At 68.9% G+C, this 26,273-nt stretch carries 27 protein-coding genes and 3 pseudogenes; 13 read left to right on the top strand and 17 right to left on the bottom strand.

What is annotated here, in order from left to right; all coding sequences use genetic code 11:
- Positions 1 to 41: 41 nt before the first annotated feature.
- Together ABZY11_RS16255 and ABZY11_RS16250 are read left to right on the top strand one after the other, a co-directional pair.
- On the top strand, positions 42 to 650 hold the full coding sequence (locus ABZY11_RS16255) for a NucA/NucB deoxyribonuclease domain-containing protein (protein WP_356479770.1): 609 nt from the start codon (positions 42 to 44) through the stop codon (positions 648 to 650).
- On the top strand, positions 533 to 1,057 hold the full coding sequence (locus tag ABZY11_RS16250) for a hypothetical protein (RefSeq protein WP_356479758.1): 525 nt from the start codon (positions 533 to 535) through the stop codon (positions 1,055 to 1,057). The genes ABZY11_RS16255 and ABZY11_RS16250 overlap by 118 nt, the downstream gene beginning before the upstream one ends.
- Positions 1,058 to 1,217: 160 nt before the next feature.
- Here ABZY11_RS16250 and ABZY11_RS16245 read toward each other — a convergent pair whose 3' ends face one another.
- The 5 genes from ABZY11_RS16245 to ABZY11_RS16225 form a co-directional block, all read right to left on the bottom strand.
- On the bottom strand, positions 1,218 to 1,742 hold the full coding sequence (locus ABZY11_RS16245) for a transposase (protein ID WP_356479757.1): 525 nt from the start codon (positions 1,740 to 1,742) through the stop codon (positions 1,218 to 1,220).
- 402 nt (positions 1,743 to 2,144) lie between these two features.
- Positions 2,145 to 3,014: an alpha/beta hydrolase gene (locus ABZY11_RS16240; protein WP_356479756.1), complete on the bottom strand. Its 870-nt coding sequence runs from the start codon at positions 3,012 to 3,014 to the stop codon at positions 2,145 to 2,147.
- Positions 3,015 to 3,108: 94 nt separating this feature from the next.
- Positions 3,109 to 4,113, bottom strand: coding sequence for an NADP-dependent oxidoreductase (locus tag ABZY11_RS16235; RefSeq protein WP_356479755.1), 1,005 nt, complete (start codon positions 4,111 to 4,113; stop codon positions 3,109 to 3,111).
- Positions 4,114 to 4,247: 134 nt separating this feature from the next.
- Positions 4,248 to 5,303, bottom strand: a complete 1,056-nt coding sequence (locus ABZY11_RS16230) for an aldo/keto reductase (RefSeq protein WP_356479754.1) — start codon at positions 5,301 to 5,303, stop codon at positions 4,248 to 4,250.
- 57 nt (positions 5,304 to 5,360) lie between these two features.
- Positions 5,361 to 6,053, bottom strand: a complete 693-nt coding sequence (locus ABZY11_RS16225; protein WP_356479753.1) for an SDR family oxidoreductase — start codon at positions 6,051 to 6,053, stop codon at positions 5,361 to 5,363.
- Positions 6,054 to 6,167: 114 nt separating this feature from the next.
- Between ABZY11_RS16225 and ABZY11_RS16220 the strand changes: the two genes are divergently transcribed.
- Complete coding sequence (locus ABZY11_RS16220) at positions 6,168 to 6,728, top strand: TetR family transcriptional regulator (RefSeq protein ID WP_356479752.1); 561 nt, start codon at positions 6,168 to 6,170, stop codon at positions 6,726 to 6,728.
- A 175-nt stretch (positions 6,729 to 6,903) separates the two neighbouring features.
- On the opposite strand, the gene ABZY11_RS16215 is transcribed toward ABZY11_RS16220, so the two are convergent.
- The gene (locus ABZY11_RS16215; RefSeq protein WP_356479751.1) at positions 6,904 to 7,506 is read right to left on the bottom strand and encodes a helix-turn-helix domain-containing protein; all 603 of its coding nucleotides are present in this window, start codon (positions 7,504 to 7,506) and stop codon (positions 6,904 to 6,906) included.
- A gap of 181 nt (positions 7,507 to 7,687) precedes the next feature.
- Here ABZY11_RS16215 and ABZY11_RS16210 point away from each other — a divergent pair, with 181 nt between their 5' ends.
- The 3 genes and pseudogenes from ABZY11_RS16210 to ABZY11_RS16200 all read left to right on the top strand — a co-directional run bounded on the left by ABZY11_RS16210 (position 7,688) and on the right by ABZY11_RS16200 (position 10,280).
- Entirely contained in the window at positions 7,688 to 8,767 is a 1,080-nt protein-coding gene (locus tag ABZY11_RS16210; protein ID WP_356479750.1) for an alkene reductase, read from the top strand.
- A 130-nt stretch (positions 8,768 to 8,897) separates the two neighbouring features.
- Positions 8,898 to 9,410, top strand: a pseudogene (locus ABZY11_RS16205) (IS6 family transposase); the annotation flags it as partial.
- Positions 9,411 to 9,659: 249 nt separating this feature from the next.
- On the top strand, positions 9,660 to 10,280 hold the full coding sequence (locus ABZY11_RS16200) for a histidine phosphatase family protein (protein ID WP_356479769.1): 621 nt from the start codon (positions 9,660 to 9,662) through the stop codon (positions 10,278 to 10,280).
- Positions 10,281 to 10,335: 55 nt separating this feature from the next.
- Here ABZY11_RS16200 and ABZY11_RS16195 read toward each other — a convergent pair whose 3' ends face one another.
- The 3 genes from ABZY11_RS16195 to ABZY11_RS16185 form a co-directional block, all read right to left on the bottom strand.
- Entirely contained in the window at positions 10,336 to 10,554 is a 219-nt protein-coding gene (locus ABZY11_RS16195; RefSeq protein WP_329833286.1) for a hypothetical protein, read from the bottom strand.
- Entirely contained in the window at positions 10,551 to 10,697 is a 147-nt protein-coding gene (locus ABZY11_RS16190; protein ID WP_329833313.1) for a hypothetical protein, read from the bottom strand. The genes ABZY11_RS16195 and ABZY11_RS16190 overlap by 4 nt, the downstream gene beginning before the upstream one ends.
- Before the next feature lie 689 nt (positions 10,698 to 11,386).
- A complete protein-coding gene (locus ABZY11_RS16185; protein WP_356479749.1) occupies positions 11,387 to 11,995 on the bottom strand; it encodes a TetR/AcrR family transcriptional regulator in 609 nt (202 codons plus the stop codon).
- A gap of 139 nt (positions 11,996 to 12,134) precedes the next feature.
- Between ABZY11_RS16185 and ABZY11_RS16180 the strand changes: the two genes are divergently transcribed.
- From ABZY11_RS16180 to ABZY11_RS16155, 6 genes are read left to right on the top strand one after another with little or no spacing between them, the layout of a single operon-like run.
- Positions 12,135 to 12,926 (top strand): cyclase family protein, encoded by a 792-nt coding sequence (locus ABZY11_RS16180; RefSeq protein WP_356479748.1) that lies wholly within the window; start codon positions 12,135 to 12,137, stop codon positions 12,924 to 12,926.
- Between the two features lie 53 nt (positions 12,927 to 12,979).
- Positions 12,980 to 13,912, top strand: a complete 933-nt coding sequence (locus tag ABZY11_RS16175; protein WP_356479747.1) for a fumarylacetoacetate hydrolase family protein — start codon at positions 12,980 to 12,982, stop codon at positions 13,910 to 13,912.
- Positions 13,909 to 15,135 (top strand): thiolase family protein, encoded by a 1,227-nt coding sequence (locus ABZY11_RS16170; protein ID WP_356479746.1) that lies wholly within the window; start codon positions 13,909 to 13,911, stop codon positions 15,133 to 15,135. Before ABZY11_RS16175 ends, ABZY11_RS16170 begins: the two co-directional genes overlap by 4 nt.
- Positions 15,132 to 16,616 carry an AMP-binding protein gene (locus ABZY11_RS16165; protein WP_356479745.1) on the top strand — a complete coding sequence of 495 codons (1,485 nt, stop codon included), beginning with the start codon at positions 15,132 to 15,134 and terminating at the stop codon, positions 16,614 to 16,616. Before ABZY11_RS16170 ends, ABZY11_RS16165 begins: the two co-directional genes overlap by 4 nt.
- Positions 16,617 to 16,656: 40 nt before the next feature.
- Complete coding sequence (locus ABZY11_RS16160) at positions 16,657 to 16,983, top strand: hypothetical protein (protein WP_356479744.1); 327 nt, start codon at positions 16,657 to 16,659, stop codon at positions 16,981 to 16,983.
- Positions 16,984 to 16,997: 14 nt separating this feature from the next.
- Complete coding sequence (locus ABZY11_RS16155) at positions 16,998 to 17,777, top strand: helix-turn-helix domain-containing protein (RefSeq protein ID WP_356479743.1); 780 nt, start codon at positions 16,998 to 17,000, stop codon at positions 17,775 to 17,777.
- A 307-nt stretch (positions 17,778 to 18,084) separates the two neighbouring features.
- On the opposite strand, the pseudogene ABZY11_RS16150 reads toward ABZY11_RS16155, so the two are convergent.
- The 3 genes and pseudogenes from ABZY11_RS16150 to ABZY11_RS16140 all read right to left on the bottom strand — a co-directional run.
- Positions 18,085 to 18,375: pseudogene (locus ABZY11_RS16150) on the bottom strand (IS6 family transposase); the annotation flags it as partial.
- Positions 18,376 to 18,471: 96 nt separating this feature from the next.
- Positions 18,472 to 18,646: pseudogene (locus tag ABZY11_RS16145) on the bottom strand (transposase family protein); the annotation flags it as partial.
- 31 nt (positions 18,647 to 18,677) lie between these two features.
- Positions 18,678 to 19,868, bottom strand: a complete 1,191-nt coding sequence (locus ABZY11_RS16140; RefSeq protein WP_356479742.1) for a hypothetical protein — start codon at positions 19,866 to 19,868, stop codon at positions 18,678 to 18,680.
- An 84-nt stretch (positions 19,869 to 19,952) separates the two neighbouring features.
- On the opposite strand from ABZY11_RS16140, the gene ABZY11_RS16135 reads away from it, so the two are divergent.
- Positions 19,953 to 20,831 carry a DNA ligase gene (locus tag ABZY11_RS16135; protein WP_356479741.1) on the top strand — a complete coding sequence of 293 codons (879 nt, stop codon included), beginning with the start codon at positions 19,953 to 19,955 and terminating at the stop codon, positions 20,829 to 20,831.
- Between the two features lie 351 nt (positions 20,832 to 21,182).
- Here the strand turns inward: ABZY11_RS16135 and ABZY11_RS16130 are convergent, their stop codons facing one another.
- From ABZY11_RS16130 to ABZY11_RS16110, 5 genes are all read right to left on the bottom strand, one after another.
- Positions 21,183 to 21,611, bottom strand: coding sequence for a recombinase family protein (locus ABZY11_RS16130; RefSeq protein WP_356479740.1), 429 nt, complete (start codon positions 21,609 to 21,611; stop codon positions 21,183 to 21,185).
- Positions 21,612 to 21,776: 165 nt separating this feature from the next.
- Complete coding sequence (locus ABZY11_RS16125) at positions 21,777 to 22,682, bottom strand: NmrA family NAD(P)-binding protein (protein WP_356479739.1); 906 nt, start codon at positions 22,680 to 22,682, stop codon at positions 21,777 to 21,779.
- A 346-nt stretch (positions 22,683 to 23,028) separates the two neighbouring features.
- On the bottom strand, positions 23,029 to 23,202 hold the full coding sequence (locus tag ABZY11_RS16120; protein WP_356479738.1) for a hypothetical protein: 174 nt from the start codon (positions 23,200 to 23,202) through the stop codon (positions 23,029 to 23,031).
- A 38-nt stretch (positions 23,203 to 23,240) separates the two neighbouring features.
- On the bottom strand, positions 23,241 to 24,536 hold the full coding sequence (locus tag ABZY11_RS16115; protein ID WP_356479737.1) for a DUF3533 domain-containing protein: 1,296 nt from the start codon (positions 24,534 to 24,536) through the stop codon (positions 23,241 to 23,243).
- Positions 24,537 to 24,835: 299 nt separating this feature from the next.
- A complete protein-coding gene (locus ABZY11_RS16110) occupies positions 24,836 to 26,263 on the bottom strand; it encodes a coniferyl aldehyde dehydrogenase (RefSeq protein ID WP_356479736.1) in 1,428 nt (475 codons plus the stop codon).
- Positions 26,264 to 26,273: the final 10 nt, after the last annotated feature.

Below are 26,273 nucleotides of genomic sequence, written 5' to 3'. Positions count from 1 at the left end.
GTCACCCCTCCCGACACAAATCCAGACCCCGAAACGCCGAAATCAGTAATCCCCGTCCATACGTCCAGCCCCGAGGCGTCGCCGATGACCATGCCGCACCGGTCGACGGGCAGGTCCCCGAGCCGGACCGGCACGGCCCGGTCATCGGTCCCAGGCCATGGGAGTCCGAGGCTGATCTCCAGGGTTGCGATCGTCGGTTCCTCGTCAAATGGGGACGGCGAGGTACTCGCCTGCACTGTCAACGGCCAGCCGGCAGCTGCACGGACCGCGACCGCCTCGCACAACCACTCACGAGCAAGGCCTGCCCGAGCAGTCTGCCCCGCCCGACGGGCAAGAGCTGCGACGAGTACCCCTTCGCTTCGACCAAGGAAGGCGGAGCGACGGGTGTCTTCAGCCGCAGGATGATCAACGAGAAGCACAACAGCACCGCCGGTGGATCCAAGTACCTGCTCAAGGCGTACAAGGACAATAGGATCCTGAACGGCGGACGCCTTCTGGGTCGCCATCTCCTGACGCCGAGGAGGCACCCGGTATGCCGGAAGAACGCGGGAGTACCCGTGTGTGGGTGTATGCCCGTCAGTTCTACATCGTCGACCCGGACCTCGGTACCGACCAGGCACCGGACATCGCGGACGCCGGCAATGGGCTGATCGCCGTCGAGGAGGACGGGGCCAGCATTCTGACCGGACTGACCGGACTGACCGTCGGACCGGTCGAGGTCACCGTCACCACGCACGTGTCCGAGCCATCGCTCCACGAGGGTGGCTGGGACGAGGTGGTGGAGACGTCGTTCATCTCCACCACCGGCTCGGCTCTTGTCACCTCCTGGGAGGACGGCGAAGCCGAGGACCTGCCCGGCCTCGCCCCCAGCGGACCGGGTAGCTACCGCGTGCGTGTCCATGCCCGCGGCCGTGACGAGGGACGTGCCAAGGACAGTCTCGGCCCGGACGACGACCCGGTCGAGGTATACCTGCTTCAGGTGTGGCCCGCTCCCGCGGCCGGAGAACGGATCATCCGCCAGACCGACCAGGTCGGCGACGAATGGCGTCAGCTCTAGAAGAACAACGGGTCCGCCGCCGCGAGGCGGCGGACCCGTCGCTGAGAGACCAAGGCCAGAGACAACCAGGCCCCACGCTATGCCGAAAGACGCAGCAGGAGGCCCACGGCTGAGCTCCAGACCATCCCTGCCACGCTGACCTACGCCAGGAAACCGTGATTCACCGGTTCGGGTATTCGCCCGGGATGCCCTTGAACCGGCCGTACTCGGCGCCCTGCTTGGTGCGGCCGTAGACCCGTTTGTGGGTGGAGTCGACGTCGATGAACGCCTTCTCGCCCGAGCCGGGCAGCAGCGGGGTGTGCGCGGTCAGCGCGCCGAGGAACCTGCGGTGCACCGCGTGCAGTTGGAGGGCGTGACCGTGGGTGAACGCGCGGAGGAACGTGCCCAGTGTGGACGGGGCACGGACTTCTCGGAACACGGTCGGCATCGCACCGTGGCGCAGCATGTCCAGGTCGTCGATGCTGTCGGCTCCTGCGGCCATGCCTGCCACGATGCTGGTGACCTTGGCGTCGGCTGCTGCACCCGCACCGTTTGCCGCCCCGGTCAGCATCACCTTCTCCGACACCAGGCGCGAAAGCCCGCACCGTTCGGCCAGCCGCATCACCCGGACCAGCCCGGCATCCGCGATGAGATTCTGATCGTCGAACGCGGCCGACACCGCCGAAGCGGCATGGGAAGATTGCATCTCGCGGGTGCTCTCCTGCTCTGTGGATATGGAACCGTAGGAAGTCCCATCGTCCCAGCTCAGAGGGCATCCGCGCCTTCATGTCCAAGCCCTGGACCGGCTGTTCATCGGTGGATCAAGGCTAAGTTTGTTGCTGTCCGGGCCGTGCGCGATGAGACCGAACTCGTTGGCCTCCTCACCGGCCAGGCGTGCGGGCACGTAAGCGATGGTGCCGCCGTCATACAGGCCCGCCCCGGCCCACTGCAGACGGGATTGGGCGGGCCGAGGGTGCGGGCGAAGCGCCGAATGGACAGCTGGCCGAAGCTGAGGTCGCTGTTCACGATGGCAATGTGCGAGGACGAATTTCCTGGTTCCGGTCTCGCTGGGTGCGGGGCAGGGGCCCTGGGCCTGTCTGACGGCTGGCTACGGTCCCAGGAATTCAAGCGCCCGCGGGACGAATATGTCGTGGTGCTGGAAGATCCCGCCGTGTCCGGCGTCGGGGTATAGGGGCTCGAGTTCGCCCTGGGGCAGCCGGGCCGCCAGGTCGATGGTGTTGACGCTCGGGACCATTCGATCGCTCTCGCCGTTGGTCACCAGGACCGGTTGGCGGATGCGCGACAGGTCGGCCGGAGCCTGGAGGCCCCAGCGGTGGATGGCCTTCAGCTGGGCGCGGAACGACGAGAGCGAGATGGCCTTGTCGCGGTCGTCCGTGCGCTCCTTCAGCCGGTCCAGGAAGGCGTGGGCTGCCCGGCGGCCGCCCGCGGTGTCGGTGAAGAAGAGGTACTGCTTCGGGTCCTTGCGGGTCAGGACGGCCTTGAGGGTGTCCTTGATAGTGAGGGTTGTGACCTTGTCGATGCCGGGCCCTCCGGCGGGGCCCGTGCCCGCGAGGATGAGCTTGCGTACGAGAGCAGGTTCCTCTGCCGCGATGATCTGGGCGATGAAGCCGCCCATCGACAGGCCGAGCAGGTCGACCCGGTCGTACCCGAGGGCCCGGATGAACAGCACGGTGTCGCGGGCCATCGCCTCGATGGTGTCGGGTGTGGAGCCGCTGGACGCGCCGACGCCGCGGTTGTCGAAGGTGATCAACGGGCGTCGGGCGGCGAGTCCGTCGACGACGCGGGGATCCCAGTTGTCCAGGACTGCGGCCAGGTGGTTGAGGAGGATCAGTGGTACGCCGTCATCCGGGCCGAGCTGCCGGTAGGTGAAGGCCACGCCACGCACGGACACGGAGCGGTTAGGCGTGTTCTTGTACGACGTCGTGGCGGGGGTGGAGGGACTGGACGGTGCGCTCATGGCCGGGTCCTGGGGTGGTGTGACGGAGGGGAGTGAGGTGTGCAGGGTCTTCTCGTTGTCGGAGGTGACTGGTGCCTGGGACTCGTTCCCGCCCTCACGTCATCGTGACGACGACTTTGCCGGCCTTTGTCCGTCCCTTTTCGACGCACTCCATGGCTTGGAGGGTTTCTTCGAACGGGAAGACGCGGTCGACGACGGGGCGGATCTTCCCGGCGTCGATGAGGGGGGTGAGTTCGCGCAGTTGGTCTCCACTGGCCTTCATGAACAGGAAGGAGTACGTCACGCCGTGGCGCTTCGCGCTGCGCCGGGTCTTGAAGCTGAGGGCGGTCATGGCCAGGCGGAGGATCGGGTTCGCGCCGAGTTCGCGGGCGAAGGCCGGGTCGGGCGGGCCCGCGACGCTGATGGCGATGCCGCCGGGCTTGAGCACGCGCAGGGACTTGGCGAGGTTTTCGCCGCCGAGGCTGTCGAGGACGACGTCGTACCCGTCGAGGACAGTGGCGAAGTCCTGCGTGCGGTAGTCGACGGCGACGTCCGCGCCGAGGTCCTTGGCCAGGTCGACCTTGGCGGTGCTCACGGTGGTGGCCACGTGGGCGCCCAGCGCCTTGGCCAGCTGGACGGCGATGGAGCCGAGGCCGCCAGCGCCCGCGTGGATGAGGACCTTCTGGCCCGGCTGCACATGTGCCCGTTCGACCAGTGCCTGCCATGCGGTCAGGGCGACCAGGGGGAGGGAGGCGGCGTCGGCCATGGTGAGCGTGGCGGGTTTGGGTGCCAGGTCGTCCTGGTGGACGGCGATGAGTTCGGCGAAGGTGCCGATGCGGTCCTTGTCGGGCCGGGCGTAGACCTCGTCGCCCACCGCGAACCGGGTGACGGACGGGCCGACCCGGACGACCGTCCCGGCGAGGTCGTTTCCCAGGACAAGCGGGAGACGGTAGGGCATGAACGCCTTGAAGTCCCCGTTGCGGATTCTGAGGTCCAGCGGGTTGACGCCCGCCGCGTGGATCTTGACCAGGACGTCGTCGGCACCCACCTGGGGGTCGGGTACCTCGGCGGCGCGCATCCCGGCTTGGCCGCCGTACTTCTCGACTATGAAAGCCTTCATCGTCGTCTCCGTTCCGTGTCCCGTCCGTGAGAGGGCGGGGTCTCCCCTCGCCCCGGGCTTCTCCCAGTACGAGATAGTTTGTGTTGTTCTTCTGGCTGCGGCGCGGGTGCTGCGCCCTCAGCCGCGTTCACCCATCAGGCCACCGGCACGACCGGGGCGATGAGTCGGTCGGCGGCGCCCCCCTGGAGGCGGTCCAGGGAGGCGGCGATCCCCTCGTGGGGTACGCCGAGCGGCACCGCGCTGACCTCGGTCAGGCGGGTGTACTGCGCGTCGGTCAACTGGACGTCGAGGGCGCCGAGGTAGCTGTCGAGCTGGGAGAGGTTGCGCGGGCCGATGATCGGGACGAGCGTGGCCACGGAACGGGCGGCGCGCTCGCGCACCCAGGCCACCGCAACCTGGGCGGGTGTCACACCGGTCTCCTCGGCGATGGCCAGGACGGTGTCGACGACGGCGGTCTTCTGGCCGGTGCTCTCGGTGTGGATGACCATGCCCAGGTCGCTCAGGCGCCCCTCGGCGGAGCTGCGGTATTTGCCGGTGAGCAGTCCGCCGCCGAGCGGGGACCACAGGGCGGCGCCGAGTCCGAGGCTCTCGGCCATGGGCAGGAGCTCGCGGTCGGCGGTGCGTTCGACGAGGCTGTACTCGTGCTGGATGCCCACGATCGGGGCCCAGTTCTTCAGGTCCGCGAGGGTTACCGCGCGCGAGACGCGCCAGGCGGGGAAGTTGGACAGCGCGGCATGGTGGATCTTGCCGGCGCTCACCAGGTCGTCGAGTCCGCGCAGGAGCTCCTCCATCGGAGTGAGCTCGTCGGGGAAGTGCACCCACAGCAGGTCGATGTAGTCGGTGCCCAGGCGCTTCAGGCTGGCCTCGACCGAGGCGACCATGTTCTTGCGGCTGTTGCCGGTCCTGGAGATGTCCGGCTGCGGGGCGGCGCCGAGGGCGAACTTCGTGGCCAGTACGAAGTGGTCGCGGTCGGCGGAGATCAGCTTTCCGGTCAGTTCCTCCGACTCGCCGAACTGGTAGCCGTCCGCGCTGTCGAGGAAGGTGCCGCCCGCTTCGGCGAACCGGTCGAAGATACGGCGTGCCTCGTCCGGCTCGGCGCCTGCGCCCCAGCCGGTGCCGAAGTTCGCGGTGCCGAGTGCGTACTCAGAGACGCGCAGTCCGGTCCGGTGGCCGAAGGTCGTGTAACGCATGAGATGTCCTTGCATGAGGGGTGAGAAGGCGGTCGCGCGGGGTTGGAGAGGTGAGCGTCACCCCGCGTTCGGCTGGGGTGCCGCGGACAGACTGTGCTTGACGTACCGGCTGGTCTCGTCGGCGAGGATCTCGGGCAGGCCGGTCTCGATGCCGTACAGGGCCTGGGCCGCGACGTCGGCGGCGGCGACCTTCTGATCGGCGGGCACGCCGGCGGCCATGTCGGTGTCCATGTAACCGACGTGCAGCGCTGAGACGGTGATCCCGCGCGGTGCCAACTCCTCACGGGTCGCGTCGCTCAGCGCCCAGGCGGCGGCCTTGGACGCGGCGTAGGAGCCGAGGCCGGCCGGGTGGAACCAGGACAGGGCGGACAGGACGTTGAGTACGGCGCCGCCGCCGTTGCCCTCGATGACGGGGGCGAAGGAGCGGGTCGCGGCGAGCGGGCCGAAGAAGTTGGTCTCCATCTCCCGGCGCACCTCAGCCACGTCGCCTCCGATCAGCGTCGCGCCGGTCGAGATGCCCGCGTTGTTGATCAGCAGTGTCGCGTCGGACGCCACGCGGGTGGCCTCCTGTATCGACGCCTCGTCCGTGACGTCCAGCCGCAGCGGGATGACACCCGGCACGTCGACCGTCTCGGGGCGTCGGGCCGCGCCGTACACCTTCGCGCCGCGCTCGACGAGCTGGGCGGCCAGGTGTCGCCCGAGCCCTCGGTTGGCGCCGGTGACGACCGCGACCGTGTTCTTCAGTTCCATGCTCGCTCCTGTCCTGGCGGGCGCCGTCGGCCAACCGCAACGAATTAGATTATGCATTCAATCTAAACATGGGTCTACGATAGATGCCAGTCGACATCCAAATGGGAGGTGGTCATGGGCCGCGTATCGCAGGCACAGGCGGAGGAAAATCGCAGGCGGGTGGTGGACACCGCATCCCGGCTGTTCCGGGAGCAGGGCACGCAGGTCAGCGTCGCCGACCTGATGAAGGCGGCCGGTCTGACCCACGGCGCCTTCTACAAGCAGTTCGCCTCCAAGGAGGCGCTCGTCGACGAGGCTACCGCCCACGCCTTCGCCGAGCTCACCCAGCGCTACAGCGCCGGGCTCGAGCGGCACGACGGGCAGCGCGACGCCGCCCAGCAGGCTCTGATCGACACCTACCTCTCCGTCGAGCACCGCGACGACCCGGCAGACGGCTGTCCGGTCGCCGCGCTCGCCACCGACATCGCGCGCGAAGGCGGAGGGCGCGAGGCCCGTCGCGTCTACACCGAAGGGGCGGCCGACTTCGCCGACTTCCTCGCCACCGACGACCAGGACGGCATCGCCCGCCTCTGCACCCTTTTCGGTGCGCTGGTCCTGTCCCGGGCCACGAAGGGCTCCCCGCTCTCCGAGGAGATCCTCGCCGCCGCACACGCAGCCTTGACGGAAACCGGCTGATCAAAGGCGCGGTGCGGGTGCACGTCGACCGCACTCGTGGGCGACGAGGCGTCCGCGGCCAGGCGGAGGCGGCGGGAGAAGCCGCCGATGCCTGGCGCATCGGCTCCACCGCGCGCCGGACATCGGTCAGATTCCCGGACCGCATGCCCGTGAAGTGGAAACTGCGCAACCGACGTCAACGTGTCAGCAGGACTGCGATCTGCTCCCGGATGTCGCGCACGATCTCGTCCACGCTCGCGGAGACGTTCACACCTGCCGCCATCGCGAGGAACATCACGGCTGACACGACGCGCGCCGTTGTCGCCGCGTCCCCCTTGCTGACCTGTGCGTCCCGGCACAGCACGGCGGCCACGGCCTCCTCGGTCTGCCCGGTGATGGCGAGGGCCTCGTGGTGGTGGGGCTCGGCGGGGTCGCCGAAGACCATCTCGCGCAGGTAGACGCGCCCGTTGTCGACCTGCGTCCGGTTGCAGTCGACGACCGGCCGGACAATCGCCATCACCGCTTCCAGTGCGTCCGGGATGTTCTCGGCATCCGCCCGGCCTCGTTCGAGGGCTTCGGCGTAGAGGGAGTTCTGGACAAGCAGGAGGAGCTCGCCCTTGGTCTTGGCGTAGAGGAAGAGCGTGCCGGTGCCGATGTCGGCCTTGTCGGCGATCTGCTGGGTGGTGACCTCCTCGATGCCGTGTTCGGCGAACAGCTCGTGGGCTGCGGCGGTGATGCGGTCGAGCTTGAGCTGCTTGTTCCGCTCGCGCCGACCTGCCGGCTGGGAAGCGCGTGGCATGCGGGGCACCTTTCGGGAAATTTATTCTGACTGCACTCAGTTATGAGTGCAGTCGTTACTGATTGGAATCAGATACGGCCATCCGTCATCGTCCCACGACGACGCCCGGTCCCCCTGATCCACAGCGTGACGCGGGATGGCCGATCGACGCTCGACACAGACATTAAGGACCACGCACCCCATGACCACGTCTTCCTCCCTCTGGCAGCCCTTCAAGCTCGGCCGCGTCGAGCTCCAGCACCGCCTCGCCATGGCGCCGCTGACCCGCAGCCGGGCGAACGTCAACGGCACGCCCGGCCCACTGGCAGCCACCTACTACAGTCAGCGCGCCTCCCTCGGGCTGATCATCACCGAGGGCACGCAGCCCTCGGCCGACGGACAGGGCTACCCGAACACGCCGGGCATCCACACTCCCGAGCAGATCGCAGGCTGGCGCGAGGTCGCCGACGCCGTGCACGCGGGCGGCGGGACACTGTTCATCCAGCTGATGCACGTCGGACGCATGTCCCACCCGGACAACACCCCACACCACCGCCAGCCGGTCGCTCCCTCCGCGATCTCCGCCGGCCAGGACATATTCACCGCAACCGGCCCGAAGAAGACGCCGGTGCCGCGTGAGATGAGCATCCAGGACATCCAGGCCACCATCGCGGACTTCCGGCATGCCGCCGCCTCCGCGATAGCCGCCGGCGCGGACGGGGTGGAGATCCACGGAGCGAACGGCTACCTGCTGCACCAGTTCCTCTCCCCGAACGCCAACCATCGCACCGACACCTACGGCGGCTCGGCCGAGAACCGCTCCCGCCTCGTCGTCGAGGTCGCCCGGGCGGTGGCCGAGGAGATCGGCGCGGACCGGGTCGGCATCCGCCTGTCCCCCTCGATGCCGCTGGGCGGGATCGACGAGGGCGACCCCGAGGCCGTCCGCGCCCAGTACCTCCACCTAGTGGGCGAGCTGGCGCCCCTGAACCTCGCTTACCTGCACGTCCATCACGTCGGCGACGACGAACTGCTGCGCTCCTTCCGCGAGGTGTGGCCGACCGCCCTGCTCGTGGTCCGCTACGGCCGCACCCGCGAGCAGATCGCCGACGACATCGACGCGGGCCTGGCCGACATCGCCCCGCTGGGCCGCTTCGCGCTGGCCAACCCTGACATCGTCGAGCGCCTGCGCACCGACGCCCCGCTCAACGAGATCGACCCGGCCACCCTGTACGGCGGCGGTGAGGCCGGATACACCGACTACCCGACCCTGGCCCACGCCTGACACCAGCGTCCACGAGCCGCCCATCCACCAGACCGGGGCGGGTGGGCGGCTCATCGGGCGCTGTCACGTTGGCTGACAGGGTGGGAGGATCCTCGGCTGATCACGGTGGCGGGGGTCGTCCGTGGAGGGCATGTCGCCGTCGTACAAGGGGCACCGGTATCCGGTCGAGGTGATCTCGCACTGCGTGTGGCTGTACTTCCGGTTCCCGCTCAGTTTCCGTGAGGTCGAGGAGCTGATGCTGGAACGCGGCGTGATCGTCTCGTACGAGACGGTCCGTTGCTGGTGCCTGAAGTTCGGTCAGCAGTACGCCAATTCGCTGCGCCGCCGCCGGCCCCGGCCTGGTGACAAGTGGCATCTGGACGAGGTCTTCGTCAAGATCAACGGTGAGCAGAAGTACCTGTGGCGGGCTGTCGACCAGGACGGCAACGTGCTGGACACCCTGGTGCAGAGCCGCCGGGACACGGCTGCGGCCAGGCGCTTCTTCCGCACGCTGCTGACCAGGACGGGCGGGGTGCCGCGGGTGATCGTCACGGACAAGCTCCGCTCCTACGGCGTGGCCCACCGCGAGGTCATGTCCTCCGTCGAGCACCGTTCCCACAAGGGCCTGAACATCCGGGCCGAGAACAGTCATCAGCCCACCCGGTAACGCGAACGGGCGATGAAAGGCTTCCGCAGCGTGGGCGCCGCGCAGCGTTTCCTGTCCGGGGCGGCAGGCAAGTTCGGAAGACCGTGAAGGCATCAGCTGCGGAGATCGAGTATCGGCTCGGCAACCCCGAAGGCGTCCCCACACTCATCGCCAACTGAGCCGGCGCAGCCGCGACGGAACTATGCCCAACGAGCTCAGCGTCCACCCCGACATACAAAATCACGGATGGCAACGGAGACCCGGGACATGACGGACACAGCCACTCGATACCTCTACCTCGCTCGGCACGGTGAAGCGTCAGCAGATGAGACAACCCTGACGGAAAGCGGCCGGCGCCAAGCCGTTCTGCTCGGTGAACGGCTTCAGAGCACTCCACTTTCGGCGATCTACCACGGGCCGCTGCCTCGGGCGCAGCAGACGGCCCAGCTGATCAGTGCACAACTTGACACCGTCCCACTGCACCAGTCGGAACTGGTCGGCGACTACATCCCCTACCTGCCTACGAAGGAGGATCTGCCGCCGGATTCGGCCGACGCCATGCTCGGCTTCCTCGCTCAGTTTCCGGAAGAGGAGCGCGACGGTGGACCGCTGGCGCGGGAAGCACTTGCGAAATTTACAGGTCCGGTCGACGGAGATCGCCCCCGCCACGAACTGGTTGTCACGCACAACTTCCTCATCGGCTGGCTTATCCGGGCTGCCCTCGACGCGCCCGAGTGGCGCTGGATGGGCCTCAACCACAGCAACGCAGCTCTGACGGTCATCCGCTACGCACCCGACAAGCCGGCCTCCGTGCTCTTCTACAACGACATGCGGCACCTGCCCGCAGAACTGCGCTGGACCGGCTTCCCACCCGAACTCCATATCTGACCAAGAAGGCCAGTGCCCGGACTTGAGTGAGACGACCTTGCGAGACCCGTCTCACTCAAGTCCGGGCACCGCAGGTCAGGGGCCCGCCTCGCCCGGACTTATCCGAGACCGGACAACGGCGTTCCTCCTCCTCGACCAGGGCTCCGATCCGCCGCGCCTCCGGGCCACCCAGCACCGTGGTGAGCACCGCCTCGGCCTCCGCCCAAGTCCGCCGGCGCACATGCCCGGCGACCGCCGTGCGGATCCGCGCCTCCTCGACTTCGTCGCCGTTCATGCGGCCTTCGCCCATTCCAGCCCGAGGCCGGCCAGCCGCTTGTCGAACGCCTTCTTGCCGGCCGGGGTGACGGCGGTGGCGTGGTGTTCGCCCTTGCCGACGTCCAAACCGAGGTAGACGTCGATGTCACCGGTGTCGATCACGTGCGTCCTTCAGTCGTGCCCACCCGGCCGTCCGTCGGCACCGATCGCCACATCCACATTACGAAGAGCCTCCCTGCCTCCCGGAGGAGTCGGTGGTCATGCCCCTAATCAGCGGTCTGTCAGTGCCTCCGGGACTCGGGCACGGCGCCCAGACCTTCGTCCGACTCCCCGAGACCGTCGAGCGCAGCGACCCGTACGGCATGCACTTCACCCCCAGGAACTGCCGTCCGATGAGCTTGCCGAGGGCGTCACCATCCGCGCGGTGGCCGGCGGGCGAGCGTTCGGCCTGCGCTCACCGGTGCACGAAGCGGCCGGATCCCACGTCTACGACCTCACGGTGGGCAAGGTCCGTGACGACCGCGTCTCGCCACCAAGGGCGAACTGGCGCGGGGCCGAAGTCCGGGCGGATTGCCGGGACTTGTCCCGCCAGTCACGGTCGTGGGCGGTCGGGCATGATGCCCTGGTAAGCATCATCGTCGAGTTCTTCGTGGCGCCGGATGACGTGTCAGCGGCTCTGGCGCCTTGGACTGGGCTGGGGCGGGTGTTTCGGCTTGCTCTCCTTCAGCCCTTTATCTGCGCCTGGGCGCGGAGCATGAGGACATCGAGGCCCGGGGCATCGTGGTGACCCTGGCCCTAGGCGGCGCGCTGGTGACCGGCCTCGTCCGGCGCGGCCCGGGGGCGGGTGTGGGTCAGGTGCCGGAGGGGGTGTCAGGTCTGGTTCCGGACAGCGCGTCCGTGTAGATGCCCGTCATCGCGGTCACAGCCCGTCGGCGGTTCAGGGCCGGGTCCAGGCGGTGCTGGATGTTGATTCCCAGGGTGCCGCCGAGCAGTGCCGCCGCGACGGCCTCCGGGTCGGTGACGTGCGCACCGGTCGCGCGCAGGTGGTCGGCGTACAGGCCGCGGATCTTGGCGTACTCCTCGGCGTACGTCGTGCGCAGGGCCGACTCGCGGCTCACCGCCTCGATCAGGAGTGTCGAGAAGATGTGCGCCTCGGGCCGGGACATCAGGGCGAAGTTCGCCTCGACCAGCGCCTCGATTCCGGCGTCCGGCCCGGCGGCGGCCAGGCGTTCGCGCATGAAGTCCGTGCCCCATCGGAACGCTTCCTCGATCACCGCCTTCAGCAGCCCGTCCTTCGAGCCGAAGTGCCAGGCCACGGAGCCCCGGCTGATGCCGGAGCGCTCCGCCACGGCCTGGACGGACGCTGCGGCGGACCCGCCCTCGGCGGCGAGTTCCCACGCGGCGGCCACCAGCCGGCGCTGGGTCTCGGCGGAGATCTCCTGCTTGCGGGTCGCACCCACGCGGTGTCCTTCCCAACGTTGCGGCGGCCTGACACGGCCGATTCTGCCACGCCGGCCGGGCGGCGCCGGGCGGCGAACTCTTGCCTATGCTATCGGTTCAGTTCTATGCTGAGCGTCCAATAACTAAGGAGGGTTCGTCATGGAACTGATCGACCTCACCAGGACGCTGGACCCCGCCGACCGCGAGCGGCTCCCCGAGCAGCTGCGCCCGCTCGCCCCGGTGATCGCGCCAGCCGTGGCCTACGCGCACCCGACGGGCGAGGGCCGAGAGCAGTTCGCCGCCGCCATGCACTGCAGCGTCGAGGACCTGCCCGACGGCGAGGGCTGGGGCGCGGAACTGCTCACCGACTTCAACTCCCACCTCGGCACCCACGTCGACGCCCCGCTGCACTACGGCTCGACCTGCGAGGGCAGGCCCGCCCGCACCATCACCGACATCGCCCTGGACGAGCTGTGGTGCGAGGCGCTCGTGCTGGACCTGCGCGACCGATGCGAACCGGACGCCCCGATCACAGTCGAGGCGCTGGAGTCCGCCCTCGCCGACAACGGCGCCCCGGTCCCGGCCGGCGGAGCGGTCCTGCTGCGCACCGGCCAGGAGCGGTACGGGCTGTCCGACCCCGAGTTCTTCCGCTACCCGGGCATGAGCCGCGAGTCGACGTTGTTCCTGGCCGACCTCGGGGCCAAGGTCCTGGGCACCGACGCCGCGGGCTGGGACCTGAGCTTCTCCGTGATGGCGGGCAAGTTCCGCGACAGCGGCGACAACTCCGTGCTGTGGGACGGCCACCGGGCCGGCCGCGAGCGGGAGGTCTTCATCGTCCAGCAGCTGACGAACCTTGCCGCGCTGCCCCCGTCGGGGTTCCGGGTGGCGTTCTTCCCGATCAAGATCGCCCGCGCGAGCGCCGCCCCGGCCCGCGTCGTGGCCTTCGTCTGACACCCGATCCCCGCAGACCGACCCCTGCACCCTGTTGAGGAGAGGAACCGACCGTGAAACTCGCAACCGTGGAGCACGACCGCGTCGAGCGGACCGCGCTCGTACTCGATCAGGGCGAGCGCCTGTTGCTGCTCGACCGCGCCCACCGCCTGGTGACCGGCGAGCACGCCCCCGCGCTGACCACCATGCAGACAATCATCGACGGCGGCGAACCCGTGCGGCAGACCCTGCAGTGGCTTGCCGAACAGGCCCCGTCCGAAGCGGTCGTCGCCGCGTCCGAGGTGCGCTGGCTGTCCCCGCTGCCCAGGCCCGTACAGATCCGGGACTTCGGCAGTTTCATGGATCACTTCCGCAATGCCCGCTCCCGGATCCAGGGCATCCCGGCCGACCAGGTCGAACTACCCGCCATCATGCTCGAACGCCCGCTGTACTACGTGACCAACCGGCTCTCCGTGACCGGCCACGACAGCGACATCCACTGGCCCGCGTACTCCTCGGTGCGGGACTACGAGCTGGAGTTCGCCTGCGTGCTGGGCCGCGGCGGCACGGACATCCCCACGGCGGACGCTCCGTCGTACATCTTCGGCTACACAATCTTCAACGACTTCAGCGCCCGCGACATCCAGCTGGAGGAGATCGCCACCGGGCTGGGCCTGAGCAAGAGCAAGGACTTCACCGACTCGAACGTCCTGGGCCCGTGGATCGTCACCGCCGACGAGCTCGGCGACCCGTACCTGCTCACGATGACCGCCCGCATCAACGGTGAGGAGGCCAGCCGGGGCACGTCCGCCGACATGCACCACACCTTCGCCGACATGATCGCCTTCGCCTCCCAGTCGACCCGGCTGCACGCCGGAGAGATCCTGTGCTCGGGCACCGTGCCCACCGGCTGTGGACTGGAGCACGGCCGCTTCCTGGAACCCGGCGACACCGTGGAACTCGAAGTCTCCGGCCTGGGCGTGCTGCGCAACCGGGTCGTGTCATGAACCGCGAAGCACTCATCCTCGGCGTCGGAGCCACCCCCTTCGGCCGCCACCTCGACCGCGGTGCCGGCGACCTCGCCGGCCAGGCCGCGCACGAGGCGCTGCGCGACGCCGGGCTCGCCCCGGCCGACGTCGGCGCCGTTTTCCACGCCACGGTCAGCCAGAAGGCGATCGACGGCCAGCACATGATCCCCGGCCAGGTCGCCCTGCGCCCGCACGGGTTCGCCGGGGTACCCGTGGTGAATGTGGAGAACGCCTGCGCGGGCGGTGCCACAGCCCTGTGGCTGGCGATCGCCCACGTGCGGGCGGGCCTGTCGGACGTCGCCCTGGCCGTCGGCGTGGACAAGCTCGTCTGCGCCGATCCCGCCCAGGGGCTGGCGGTGTTCGACGGGGCCATGGACGTCGCCCACCGCGAGGAGACCCTGGCCGCGCTCGCCGCCCTGACCGACCCCCTGCCGCCCGAATTGTCCGTGGACGGCGACCGGTCGGTGTTCATGGAGATCTACGCCTCCCTGGCCCGCGCCCACATGCAGCGCTTCGGCACCACCGAAGCCCACCTGGCCGCGGTCTCGGCGAAGAACCACGCCCACTCCGTCCACAACCCCCGAGCCCACTTCCGCCGAGCGTTCACCGCGGAGGAGATCCTGGCGGCGCGGCGGGTGGCGTGGCCGCTGACGGTGCCGATGTGCTCACCAGTCAGCGACGGGGCCGCCGCCGCCGTCGTGACGCGGGCCGACTCCACCCGTGACGAGTCGGCCGTGGCGGTACTGAGCAGTGCCCTGTTGTCGGGCACCGACCGGGCGACGAACGACGCCGCACGGCACATCGGCCGCCGGGCCGCGCTCGCCGCCTACGAGAAGGCCGGCATCGGTCCGCAGGACGTCGACGTGGCGGAGGTCCACGACGCCACCGCCTTCGGCGAGATCCAGCAGGTGGAGAACCTGGGCTTCTGCCCGATCGGCGACGGCGGCCCGTGGTCGGCCTCGGGCGCCGGCGCGCTCGGTGGCACCGTTCCGGTGAACCCGTCCGGAGGACTCGAATCGCGCGGCCACCCGGTTTCCGCCACCGGACTGGCGCAGGTCTTCGAACTGGTCACACAGCTGCGCGGCCGGGCGGGCGGGCGCCAGGTCCCCGACGCGCGCATCGCCATCGCCGAGAACGGCGGCGGCCTCTACGGAATCGAGGAGGCGGTGGCCGCCGTGACCATCCTGGGGAGGACCCGATGAGACCCGGCTACGCGGACCTGATCCTGTCGGCGCTGCGCAGGCGGCCCGAGCGCACCGCCTTCCGGTTCACCGGCGACGACGGGACGAAGCACACCTGGACCTACGGTGAGACCGCGGAACGGATCGAACGCACCGCAGCCGCGTTCGGACGACTGGGCCTGGCCCCCGGCGACGGGCTCGCCCTGCTGTGCGGCCCGAACCCGCAAGCGTTCACCGTCATGGCCGCCGCCTGCCTGGCCGGACTGCGCTACACCGCCCTGCACCCGCTGGCCACCGCGGACACCGACCGGACCATCCTGCGCGACAGCGCCTCCGACTACCTGATCGTGGACGACACACGCTTCGCCTCCCGCGCCCGCCCCGACGGCACCAAGGCGATCACCCTCGCCGAACTCGACCGCCTCGCCGCCGACACACCCCCCGGCCCCGACGACCCGCGCGGCCCCGCCCTCTACCTCTTCTACACCGGCGGCACCACCGGCGAACCCAAGGGCGTGATGCTGCGCGACCGCTCACTGCTCGCCAACGCCTGGGCCTGCTCCACCTGGGCCTGGCCGCCGGACACCCACTTCCTGATCACCACCCCCATGTCGCACGCCGCCGGCCTTCTCGTCGCACCCGGCCTGCTGCACGGCGCCAGCTTCGAACTGCACCCCTCCTTCGACCCGGATCGCGTCATCGACGCGATCGAGCACCACGGCGTGAGCGCCACGTTCGTCGTCCCCACGATGCTCTACGCGCTGCTCGACCACCCCCGGCTCCCCGCAGCCGACCTGTCGGGGCTGAACTGGGTCCTGTATGGTGCCGCACCCGCCGACCCCGCCCGGCTCGCCCAGGCCTACCGGCTCTTCGGCCCCGTGCTCAGCCAGCACTACGGCCAGGCCGAGGCCCCCAACGCGCTGACCGTCCTGGACCCGGCCGAACACCGCGACGACCCGACCGTCCTGGGCAGCTGCGGCCGGCCGATGCCCGGCGTGGAGATCACCCTGCGCGACCCGCACGGCCGGGAAGTACCGGCCGGCGAGCCAGGCGAACTGTGCGTACGAGGACCGCTCGTGATGGACGGCTACTGGAACAAGCCCGAGCAGACCGCAGCCGCTCTCGAAGGAGGCTGGCTCCACACCGGGGACGTCGCCCGCAGGGACGACAGCGGCCTGATCACGATCATCGACCGGATCAAGGACACCATCATCACGGGCGGGTTCAACGTCTACCCTCGCGAGGTCGAGGACACCCTCGCCACCCACCCAGCCGTCGCCGTCGCCGCCGTCTACGGCACACCCGACCCGCACTGGGGCGAAGCCGTCACCGCCACCGTGGTCCTGCACGCCGGACAGCACGCCACCCCCGCCGAGCTGATGGACCACGTCCGCGCCCGCAAGGGCACACTCTGGGTCCCGAAGCAGTTCCACCTCGTCGATGCGCTACCCCTCACCGCCCTGGGCAAGATCGACAAGAAGAAACTCCGCAACCAGTCCTGACCAGAAGGGAGTTCCGGCCCGCATCCCCGAGGGCGATCAGGTGGCTGAAGTCCCCGGCCTCACCTACATGATCCGAACTCTCGGCGACCTGGTGAGTGGAAACGACAAGCTGCTGCGCGCCGCCCGCGACATGCTGCCCAACCCCGAGAACAGCATCGAGGCCATCGCGTCTCTGCTCGGCGCCTCGGTCGGCACTCCCTACAACCACTGTCGCCTGCCCACCCGCCTCGCTGTACCCGTCATGCTGGCCGCCTCCGAACGTCACCAGCTCAAGAAGATGGCATACGGCCAAGATCCCGCACCACGCTCGGCAGCGGGCCACGATCGTGCTGCTCGCGGCCCCAAGGGTGCTCGAACGCTCGGATAGCGGCCGAGGTGCGCGTGCATGTGGACACGGTGCGCACCTGGCGTGGCCGGTTCGCCAGGGGCGGCCTGGCCGCCCTCGCCGACCGCAAGAGGTCGGGCAGACCGCCGTCGTTTACGGCGTTGCAGGCCGCCGAGGTCAAGGCGCTCGCCTGTCGTCCGATGATGCGAGCACTGTGTCCACGGCCATCCGGACAGTCTGGTCTACGGCACCGGCAGACGGGCCAGCAGACGGCAGAGGTCAGAACTCCACCAGAGGACTGGTGCACATACCTCTGTACTCCGTGGTGCAGCCAGAGAAGTACGCCGACACTCGGCATCGCCCATACCTCGATCGCCGCCCGCACCGCCCACCGCAGCGGCCGCCCCCACGAAGACCTCCTCGCAGCCCTCGGACAACTGACCGACGGCACCATCACCCACCACCAGGTCAACTGGATCTCACCACTCAAGGAACGCACCACCGTCGTCACCGGCGACCACGGCATCCTCGTCGCCGACACCCTCACCGCCGACCTCTCCTACTGGGCCAACGGCTCCACCCGCACCCAATGGGAAGCACTCACCGCATTCCGCGGCGTCACCGAAGGAGACGTCACCCGCTACGCAACCCCCAAACGAGAACCCCTGATCGCCGAACACGAAGCCTTCCGCGACCTGGTCCTCGGCCACAGCCAACGCACCGCGACTCTCCACGACGGACTGCACGCCGTCCTCGTGGCCAACGCAGCCCTCCAGGCCTCACGCACCGGCACCACCGCAGCCGTCCCCACCCCAGGACAGGTTCATCACCCGTAGACCCCGAGCACCTGCGTGTCGTGTCCGGCCGGGACACTGATCCCCACACCGCCCCCGACCGCACCCTGATTTGCTATGGCGTGGGGCGGCGTCGTGCGTGCGACATCGCGTCCCAACAAGACTCCGCCCCCGTTGACCACGCCGGCCAGGAACAGGTCCCGGTACCTGAAGACTTGTCACGCTCCGTGCCCGCCCGACCAGTCATCCGGGTATTGCCCCGCTAACCCTCCCTGAGACAGGTGCCTGCGCTATCTGGGAAAGCTGCAGGTCAGAGCTGAGTTGCGCTGCTAAGCCGACGGAAGAAGCACCTGGCTGCGGCCTTGTTGCGCCGGTTCTGAACGAGGATGTCCAGCACGTTGCCGTCCTGGTCGACCGCGCGCCAGAGGTACTTCTGCTAGCCGTTGATCGTGATGAAGACCTCGTCAAGATGCCACTTGTCGCCGGGGCGGGGACATCGGCGGCGCAGCGCGTTGGCGTAGGGCTGCCCGAACTTCAGACACCACCGGCGGATCGTCTCGTAGGACACGATGACGCCGCGCTGCAGCATCAACTCCTCCACCTCACGGAATGACAACGGGAAGCGGAAGTACAGCCACACGCAGTGGGAGTCACCTCGACCGGTACCCGTGCCCCTTGTACGACGGCGGCGTACTGCCCACGGACAACCCCTCCACCGTGATCAACCCGAAGATCATCCCACCCGGTCAGCCAACGTGACAGTGCCCGTACTCGGGATCGGTCTCCCGCAGCACCAGCAGCGGTCCGGGCGCTCGCTTGGACAGGTGGTCGATGACGGCGGTGACGTATGTGTGGGCGGTGCCGGCCGAGATCCCGAAGCCGACCGCGATCTGAGCCAGGGTGTCGTGCCGATGTGGCTGTTCGTCGGCCGGCGACGGCATCTCAGTGCCAGGTGTTGTCGTTTCCGGAGGTCTTGGTCGGGAGCCGGTAGCCGAACTCCTCCCGGAGCTTTGGGGCGGCAGTGTCCGAACGCATCGACAGCGCGATGAGCACGGCGAAGCCGAGCGCCCAGATGCCGGCGACGATCAGGACCGGCGCGACATCCGCGGTCCGGTGGACCACAGTGCCGAGCGCTGCGGCGCCGAGCAGCGCCCAGAGGGTTGTCGCCGCGTGCAGCTCGGACGCCTGGGTCGTCGTCGCGGTGATCGCGTGCGCGCGGTCGATGCCGGACACGTCCGCGCCCCCGCGGCGCACCCGTACAAGAGTGCGTCGCAGTCGCCGGATCCGGAGCACCCTGATGCCGAGCAGTACGAGCAGGCACAGGACGCCGAGCCCGACGCCGACCAGCTGCACCTGTCTCCAGATGGCAGCCGTGGGTGAGAGTGAGGGGCTCATCATGGCGAGGCTCGCGATGGCGAGGGTCACGAGCACGGCGGTGGTCGCATGGTCGAGTTCGGTGGCCTCGGCGCGCTCTCGGGCCTTGACCTGCTGCCGCAGTTCCGTGTCGGCGTCGCCGAGGAGGAGCCGAGCGGGGCCCTGTTCGCCCAGGGCCCGTGCGGGAAGGCGCTCAGGCGCGGTACGGCTCCACCGTCGGTCGGCGGCGATCAGAGCGAGTACGGCCGGGACGCAGAGCACGCCCGAGAGGAGCAAGGCGATCGCCACCGTCGGCCAGGCGGACGCGGCGAGCAGGATGCCGGCCGTTGCCAGGAGCAGGAAGCCGATGACGATGCTCGTCACGACCGCCGGGAAGAACGGCGTGCGTGTGACGCGGCCACGCACCTCGACCGCATTCCTCAGCGCCGACGAGTCCTCAGCCGGTGCGTACATGCCCGCGAGCGCCAGCTGATGGAAGGTCAGGGCATAGCCGAGCACGATCAGGAAGACGACGATGCCCAGCGCCGCGGCGATGAGCGGGCCGCCGAACACCGGCACGAAACCTGGCGGGTCGTCGGGGAGACCGAGTCTGCCGATGAGCGCGAGGACGGGAAGCAGACCGAACAGCGCCCCGCAGCCCACGGCCGCTGCGCCCGACACGCGCACCAGGCCGCCAGTGATCAGGACGCTGCGGGTCGGCGGCAGCTCGGGGCCGCGGTCGCGCCGCTCATCGCCCAGGGGAGCGCACTTCGCTTTCACCGTCCTAGACTCTCACGGGTGTGCGAAGCCGTCGTTCTGCGCCCCGGCAGCACCGTCGCGGGCCTCTGATTCGGTATCTGCCTCATGCTCGACTGCATCCCCCTGGTGGCACTGGCCCAAGCCGTCCCGGTCCTGCCCGAGGGTCCGGGCTGGTGGTACGAGCCCAAGCTCGACGGCCACAGAACAGTGCTGCGCCGTACCGACGAGACCGTTGTGCTGTACGCCCGGTCCGGCAGAGTCGTCACCCAGCACTGGATGGACCTGGCCGTCGCCGGCATGGAACTGCGCCCCGGCACGGTCCTGGACGGCGAGGCCGTGATCTGGCGGGACGGCCGGCTCGACTTCGCCGCGGCGCAGTCACGGGCCGCGTCGTCCGTGACCCGGGCCCGCGCCCTGGCGGCCCGGTACCCGGCCTCCTACGTCTGCTGGGACGTTCTGCAGCACCCGGACCCGGCGATCGGTGACTGCCGAAGCCGCCCCTACACCGAGCGCCGCGCCTTCCTTCTGGAGCTCCTCGCCGATGTCGGGCCGCCGATCCAGGCCGTCCCGGCAACCGATGACCGGGATGTCGCTGTGCTCTGGTACGAAGCCCTGCGCGAGCAGGGCATCGAGGGAATCGTCTGCAAACGCGGCGGCGCGGGCTATCCGTCGGGACAGCGCCGGTGGTTGAAAGTTTGGCACGCGGACACGGTCGACCCCCTGGTGCTGGGGTTCACCGGCCCCCGGTTCAGACCGCATCATCTGGTTCTGGCGGTGGGGGACGAGGGCGGGCCGGCCAGAGTGTCCGCGCGCCTGGAGCCGGTCCTCGCGGCTCGTGTCGGTGAGGCCTTGAGCGCCGCGGCGGTGGTGGGGGAGCGGCGGGCGGAGGGCGAGCCGTACACGCGAGTGGAGTCGGATCTGGTCGTGGAGGTGCTGGCCAGGTCCGGCCGGCACGGCACCCTCATCGTGACCCGGATGCGGTGAGGGTGCCCGTGCCTGACTGCTGGTCAGGGCGCGACGCCGAGGCAACCGTTGTCCGAGGATGCTGGCGGTTGGCGAGTGGAGGTGCAGGGGCTGCCGATCGGTCCAGGTCGGCGCTGGCCAGGTGACCGCGAGCGCGATGTGGGGGACAGCGCTCAGGCAAGAGCTCCGCCACCGCGCTCGGATCGGCCGGAACAGTTGGAGGCCCGGCCACAGACTCGAACGCGGTCGTCCGCCCGCCGCCGGTGGATCGCACGGACACCCCCACCTGGCGCCACCGTCTGCACGAACCGAACGGCCCCGTTCAGGCCCTGGAGTCCTAGCTCAGACACCAGCCGCAAACTAGCCGGGTGATCACGTGCTCGCCGCTGTGGTGGCCTGTTCGTCGTGCTCCCGCAGCATCCGCATGACGGTGGCGGGCGAGGGATGCTGGCCCCTCTTCGCGCCGGTGGTGATGACGAGGCGCTTGGCGATGTCGCGCAGGCTCATCTCCTGGTCGCGTAGGTGGAGGGCCATGGACAACATGTCGTCGTCGGTAACCCCGGCGCCGCCGATGGTCTTGCCACGCTTCCGCGCGCTCTCGTGGCCTTCGAGGGTGCGGTCGCGGATGTACTCGCGCTCCATGCCGGACATGGCCGCGAGCACGGTGAACACGATGCCGGACGGATCGTGTGAGCCCTTCAACTCTCCGGTGAGGAACTCCAGGCCGACGTCGCTCGCCTTCAGCTCCTCGGCGAGCACGGCGAGTTCGATGCCGCGCCCCAGCTGCTTGTGCTCGTGCACGACGAGGGTGACGGCGACACCGGAGGAGCGGATCTACCACCTATGAAACAGCCGAGTGCGGACGGCTATACCGCGGGCGGGGCCGCGACACCCGGGACGGGACAGACGTGTCGCCCATGACAGGCGCTTTCGGTGATGCCCCCTTCACCTGGGATTCCTGCGCAGTCAGCCGAGGTAGAAGTCCTTGCGGACGGCGACGAACTCCTCGACCGTCAGGGGCCGCTTCCCGGTGATGCGCTCGACGTCGATGGTCGCCCTGTCGTAACGGTTCGCGCGGTGCAGCTGCGCCATGGTCGCGATGTGCTGCTCGGTGTGCTGTGGCAGGCCCGCGTTCGCGAGTACCTCTGTGCGCCACCATTGCAGGGGGACGTCCAGATAGGTCACCGTGCGGCCGAGCGCCTTGGAGAACTCCTGGGCTACTTCGGTCATGTCGAGCGCCCGCGGTCCGGTCAGCTCGTACACCTTCCCGACGTGCTCCCCGGGATCGCGCAGGATGGTCGCGACCACCTGGGCGACGTCGTCGGCAGCGACTGGCGAGGTGCGTCCGGTCCCGAACGGCAGCGCCAGCGTGCCGTTCTCGCGGATCGACCGCGCCGCGAGGGCGGTGAACAACGGATTGTCGAGGAACGTCGTCGGGCGCACGTGCACCACGGGCAGGCCCGACCAGTCCAGCACCTGCTCCGCCAGCCAGTGCAGCCGCTGCTGGTGGGATTCCGCGGTGCTGGTGGCGGTCATCTGCGACACCGTCATCTGCGACATGTCCACCAGCACATCGAGTTCGCCGTGCGCCTTCGCGACGGTGGCCATGACGGTCGCCGCCAGCAGGTGGTCCGGGGACACACTGAGCCCGAAGTACGTCCGGCGGACGCCGTCGAGCGCGGCCGCCACCGTTTCGGGCCGGGTCAGGTCCCCGGTGACGACCTGGGCGCCCAATGCCCGCACCTTGGCCGCGCGGTCGTCCTCACGGCGGACCAGGACGCGGACCGGCACGTTCTGCGCGCGCAGCCGCTCGGTGACGAGGCGGCCCATGCCGCCGGCGCCGGTGACGAGAACGAGGTCGTGATCAGCCATCGGTGGCTTCCTTCCGGAGGTGTTCGCCTCGGCCAGGCCCTGGCCGCTGCACGGGTGGTAGTGCGTTCTGGTTACTCGACGTCGCCGCTCGGGGTGAACACCATTTCCGCCGATCCGCCGATCCGCCGATCCGCCGATCGGTCTCGCCGAACGGCCGGCCGCACCTGTGTGTGCGGGTGTGGTGCTCAGGGTCTGCGAGAGGGATGTGGCCCACACCGCGCTACTGAGCGGGATCAGGCCAGATCGACGAAGATGTCGAGCGCGAGATCACCCTCAAAGTCGGCGAGGAAGTCACGATGTTCCCTCTCATGGGACTTCAGTGCTTTCCTGGAAGGTTGGAGCGGACTCAGTTCTTGGGGCCGAACATGTAGGCGTTGGCGACGTCGATGAGGGCTGCGCACTGATAGGCGGGGTAGCGCTTGGTGATGGCCTTCTTGTAGGCGTCGCCGTCGTCACCGAGCAGCTCCCGGAAACGCCTCCCCTCCCCACGGAGCGACGCACACCGTGGGGCACTCCGCACAGTGGCCCGGTCAGAGGGGGACGCGTCAGTACGCTCCGCTATGCCGAAACGGCAGCCTTGTGCTCCGCCCGCGCCGGGGTACGGTGCAGCCCCTTGCGGTCGTACCAGCTCGTCATGCCGAAGCCGAACAGTGCGGCTGCCGCGAGGCCGACGGCCATCATGACCCAGCCTCGGGTCAAGCCCGCGTCGCCCTGTGCGTCGTAGTAGAGGATCGAACGGACGCCGCCGACAATCTGCCGCATCGGCTCGAACTCCGCGAGCAATCGGTAGAAGGCGGGCAGCGACTCGATCGGGGTAGTGGCGCCGGCCGTCGGCACGGCCATCGCGATGAAGACCAGCGTGACCACCAACATGCCGGGCGTACCGAAGACGGCGAGCAGAGCAAGGGCGCCGATTCCTGCGACGGCGATGGCGGCCACCGAATAAAGCCACAGCAGCGGCAGGTGGGAGGCGTCCATCCCCATGATGCCGATCGTTCCCACCATGACCAGGGTGCCCATCAGCAGGGACAGGGCTGCCATGAGGGTGCTGCTCATGGCGAGGCTCTGCACGCGGGTGGCCTTGATCAGCGGGCGGTGGATGCGCAGCGGGCCCATGTCGTTGTGGGTGTAGCCGAGAGCGTGGTCGACCTGGCCGCTGATGACGTTGGCGGAGAGCATGCCGCAGACCACGAGGACGAGCGCGTAGTAGAACGCCGACATGCCCAGGCCGCTGTGTGAGTCGAGGGGATGCCCGTCCTTGACGGTCACCGCGGCCGGATCGGCCAGCAGGACGCGGGCCGCCGTCGGCAACTTGGCCTGTTGAGCTTGGGCCTGCGCGGTCAGCTGCTTGCCCAGTTCGAGCGAGGCGCCCTCGGCCGCCGTCGTCGTCGCCTGTCGGGCGACGTTGGAGCCTATGCTGCCGGCGGACTGGTTGGTCAGCACCGTCAGCTGCGGGACAACCGGATTATCGGTTGCCGAGGATCCGGTCAGTGCGGTGACGGAGGAGGTGAAGTCAGCGGGGACGACCAGCGCGCCGTACAGCTTGCCCTTGCCAAGCGCCTCCTTCACCTCCTTCTCGTCCATCACCTTCCAGTCGATCTTGCCGCCACTCGCGGTGGACGTCTTGATCGACCCAGTGATCTGCGCTCCGAGATTGATCTGCTTGCCGCCGACACTGGCCCCCTTGTCGGAGTTGACCAAGCCGACCGGCAGATTCTTCGTATGGCCGGCCGGATCGATATTGGGGCCGACATAGAAGAGGCCGAACAGGAGCGCGAGGACGCCTGTGATGACGCCGCTTGCTATCCAGAGGGGCCTGGCACGCAGCACGCGGAAGGGGCGAATTCCATTCATGACTTACTCCGGTCTGGACAGCACAGTTACATCAGCGAGGAGACCGGACGGCGCCATTGCAGGCCGGGGCTCTCTGGGTTCAACCCTCGGCTTGCACAACCGCAGGGGAACACGGTGACCTTTCGGCAACCCCGCTGCGAGCGGTGAAGCCTTCAGCGCGGCCGAAGCCGTCCACGCGGGCCATGGTCGGCAGGCCCTCGGCCACCTCACCAGGGCGGGCAGGTTGGCGGACACGGCCCGAAAGACCGAATCGGACGTTCGCCCCTCAGCAAGGCCGGTGATGGCTCCTTCATCGGACTTCAGCGGAGGAAGAAGTTGAGAAGAGCTTCGGTGCGCTTGCCGAAGGGGGCATACAGCAGGCGGGTGGCGTTGAAGCGTCCTTGTACGTAGATGCCCTTGGGGTGGCTGAGCGTCCGGAACCCCTCGATGCCGTGGTACTGGCCCATCCCGCTCGCGCCGACGCCGCCGAAGGGAAGGTCGTCCTGCCCGACGTGCATGATGGTGCCGTTGACGGTGACGTTGCCGGAGGTCGTGCGGTCGAGGACCTTGCGCCGGTCCGCGTCGTTGCTGCCGAAGTAGTAGAGCGCGAGCGGTCGTGGCCGTGCGTTGACGTAGTCGATGGCCTCGTCGAGGTCGCGGTAGGGGAAGATCGGCAGGATGGGGCCGAAGATCTCCTCGTGGGCGATCCGCATCTCGTCGGTGACGCCGAGCACGACGGTCGGTGCGAGGGTGTGCGGGCGGTGGGCGGCGTCGCCCGGCCGGTGACCGACCTCGATGATCCGTGCCCCGTGAGCGCGGGCGTCGTCTATCAGGTCGGTGAGGATCTTGTACTGCTTGTCGTCGATGATCGAGGTGTAGTCGTCGCTGGTCGGGCCGTCGGGATAAGCGGCCTTCACTAGTCTGTCGTAGGCGGCGATGAAGGCGTCGATCTCGGATTCGTGGACCGGGGCGTAGTCGGGGGCGATGCAGGTCTGTCCGCCGCTGAGGAGTTTGCCGAAGACGATGTCGGACACGGTCCGGTCGGTTACCTGCCCCTTGGCGAGGATGGTCGGGGACTTGCCGCCCAGTTCCAGGGTGACGGGGACGAGGTTCTCGCTGGCCGCCTTCATCACGGCTCGTCCGACTTCGGTGCTGCCGGTGAAGACGAGATGGTCGAACGGCAGGGAGGAGAACGCGGAGCCGTCGCCGCTGACGATCGTGACCTGCTCCGGCGGGAAGAGTTCGCTGAGCATCGACGCGAGCACCGCGTTCGTCGCCGGGGTCAGCTTTGACGGTTTGAGCATGACGCGGTTGCCGGCGGCTATCGCGGTGACGACGGGCATCAGCGACAGGTTGACCGGGTAGTTCCACGGCGAGATGACGCCGACCACGCCGAGCGGCTGGTATTCGATGCGGTTGCTGCCGAAACGCAGCAGCAGCTGGATGTGGCGGCGGGTCGGGCGCATGAATCGGCGCAGGTTGCGGTGCAGGTAGTCGATGCCCTGCACGACGCCCACAAGTTCCATCATCGCGGTCTCGTGTCGCGAGCGATGTCCGAAGTCCGCGTTGATCGCCTTCTCGATGGCGCCGCGCCGGGCGATCAGCGCCGTCTTGAACCTGGTCAGATCGCTGCGGCGGGCCGCCGGTGAGGGCGCTCCGTCGCGGAGGTAGGCGGCGCGCTGAATCTGGAGGATGTGATGGAAGCGCTCCGCGTCGGTGGGCTGTGCGGTGACGTCGGTGATGGTCATGACGGTGTTC

It is taken from the genome of Streptomyces sp. NPDC006510, from assembly GCF_040611955.1.
In the GTDB taxonomy this organism is placed as follows: domain Bacteria; phylum Actinomycetota; class Actinomycetes; order Streptomycetales; family Streptomycetaceae; genus Streptomyces.
The sequence above is the reverse complement of the archived record's forward strand: the minus strand, read 5'-3'. Positions and strand labels throughout refer to the sequence as shown.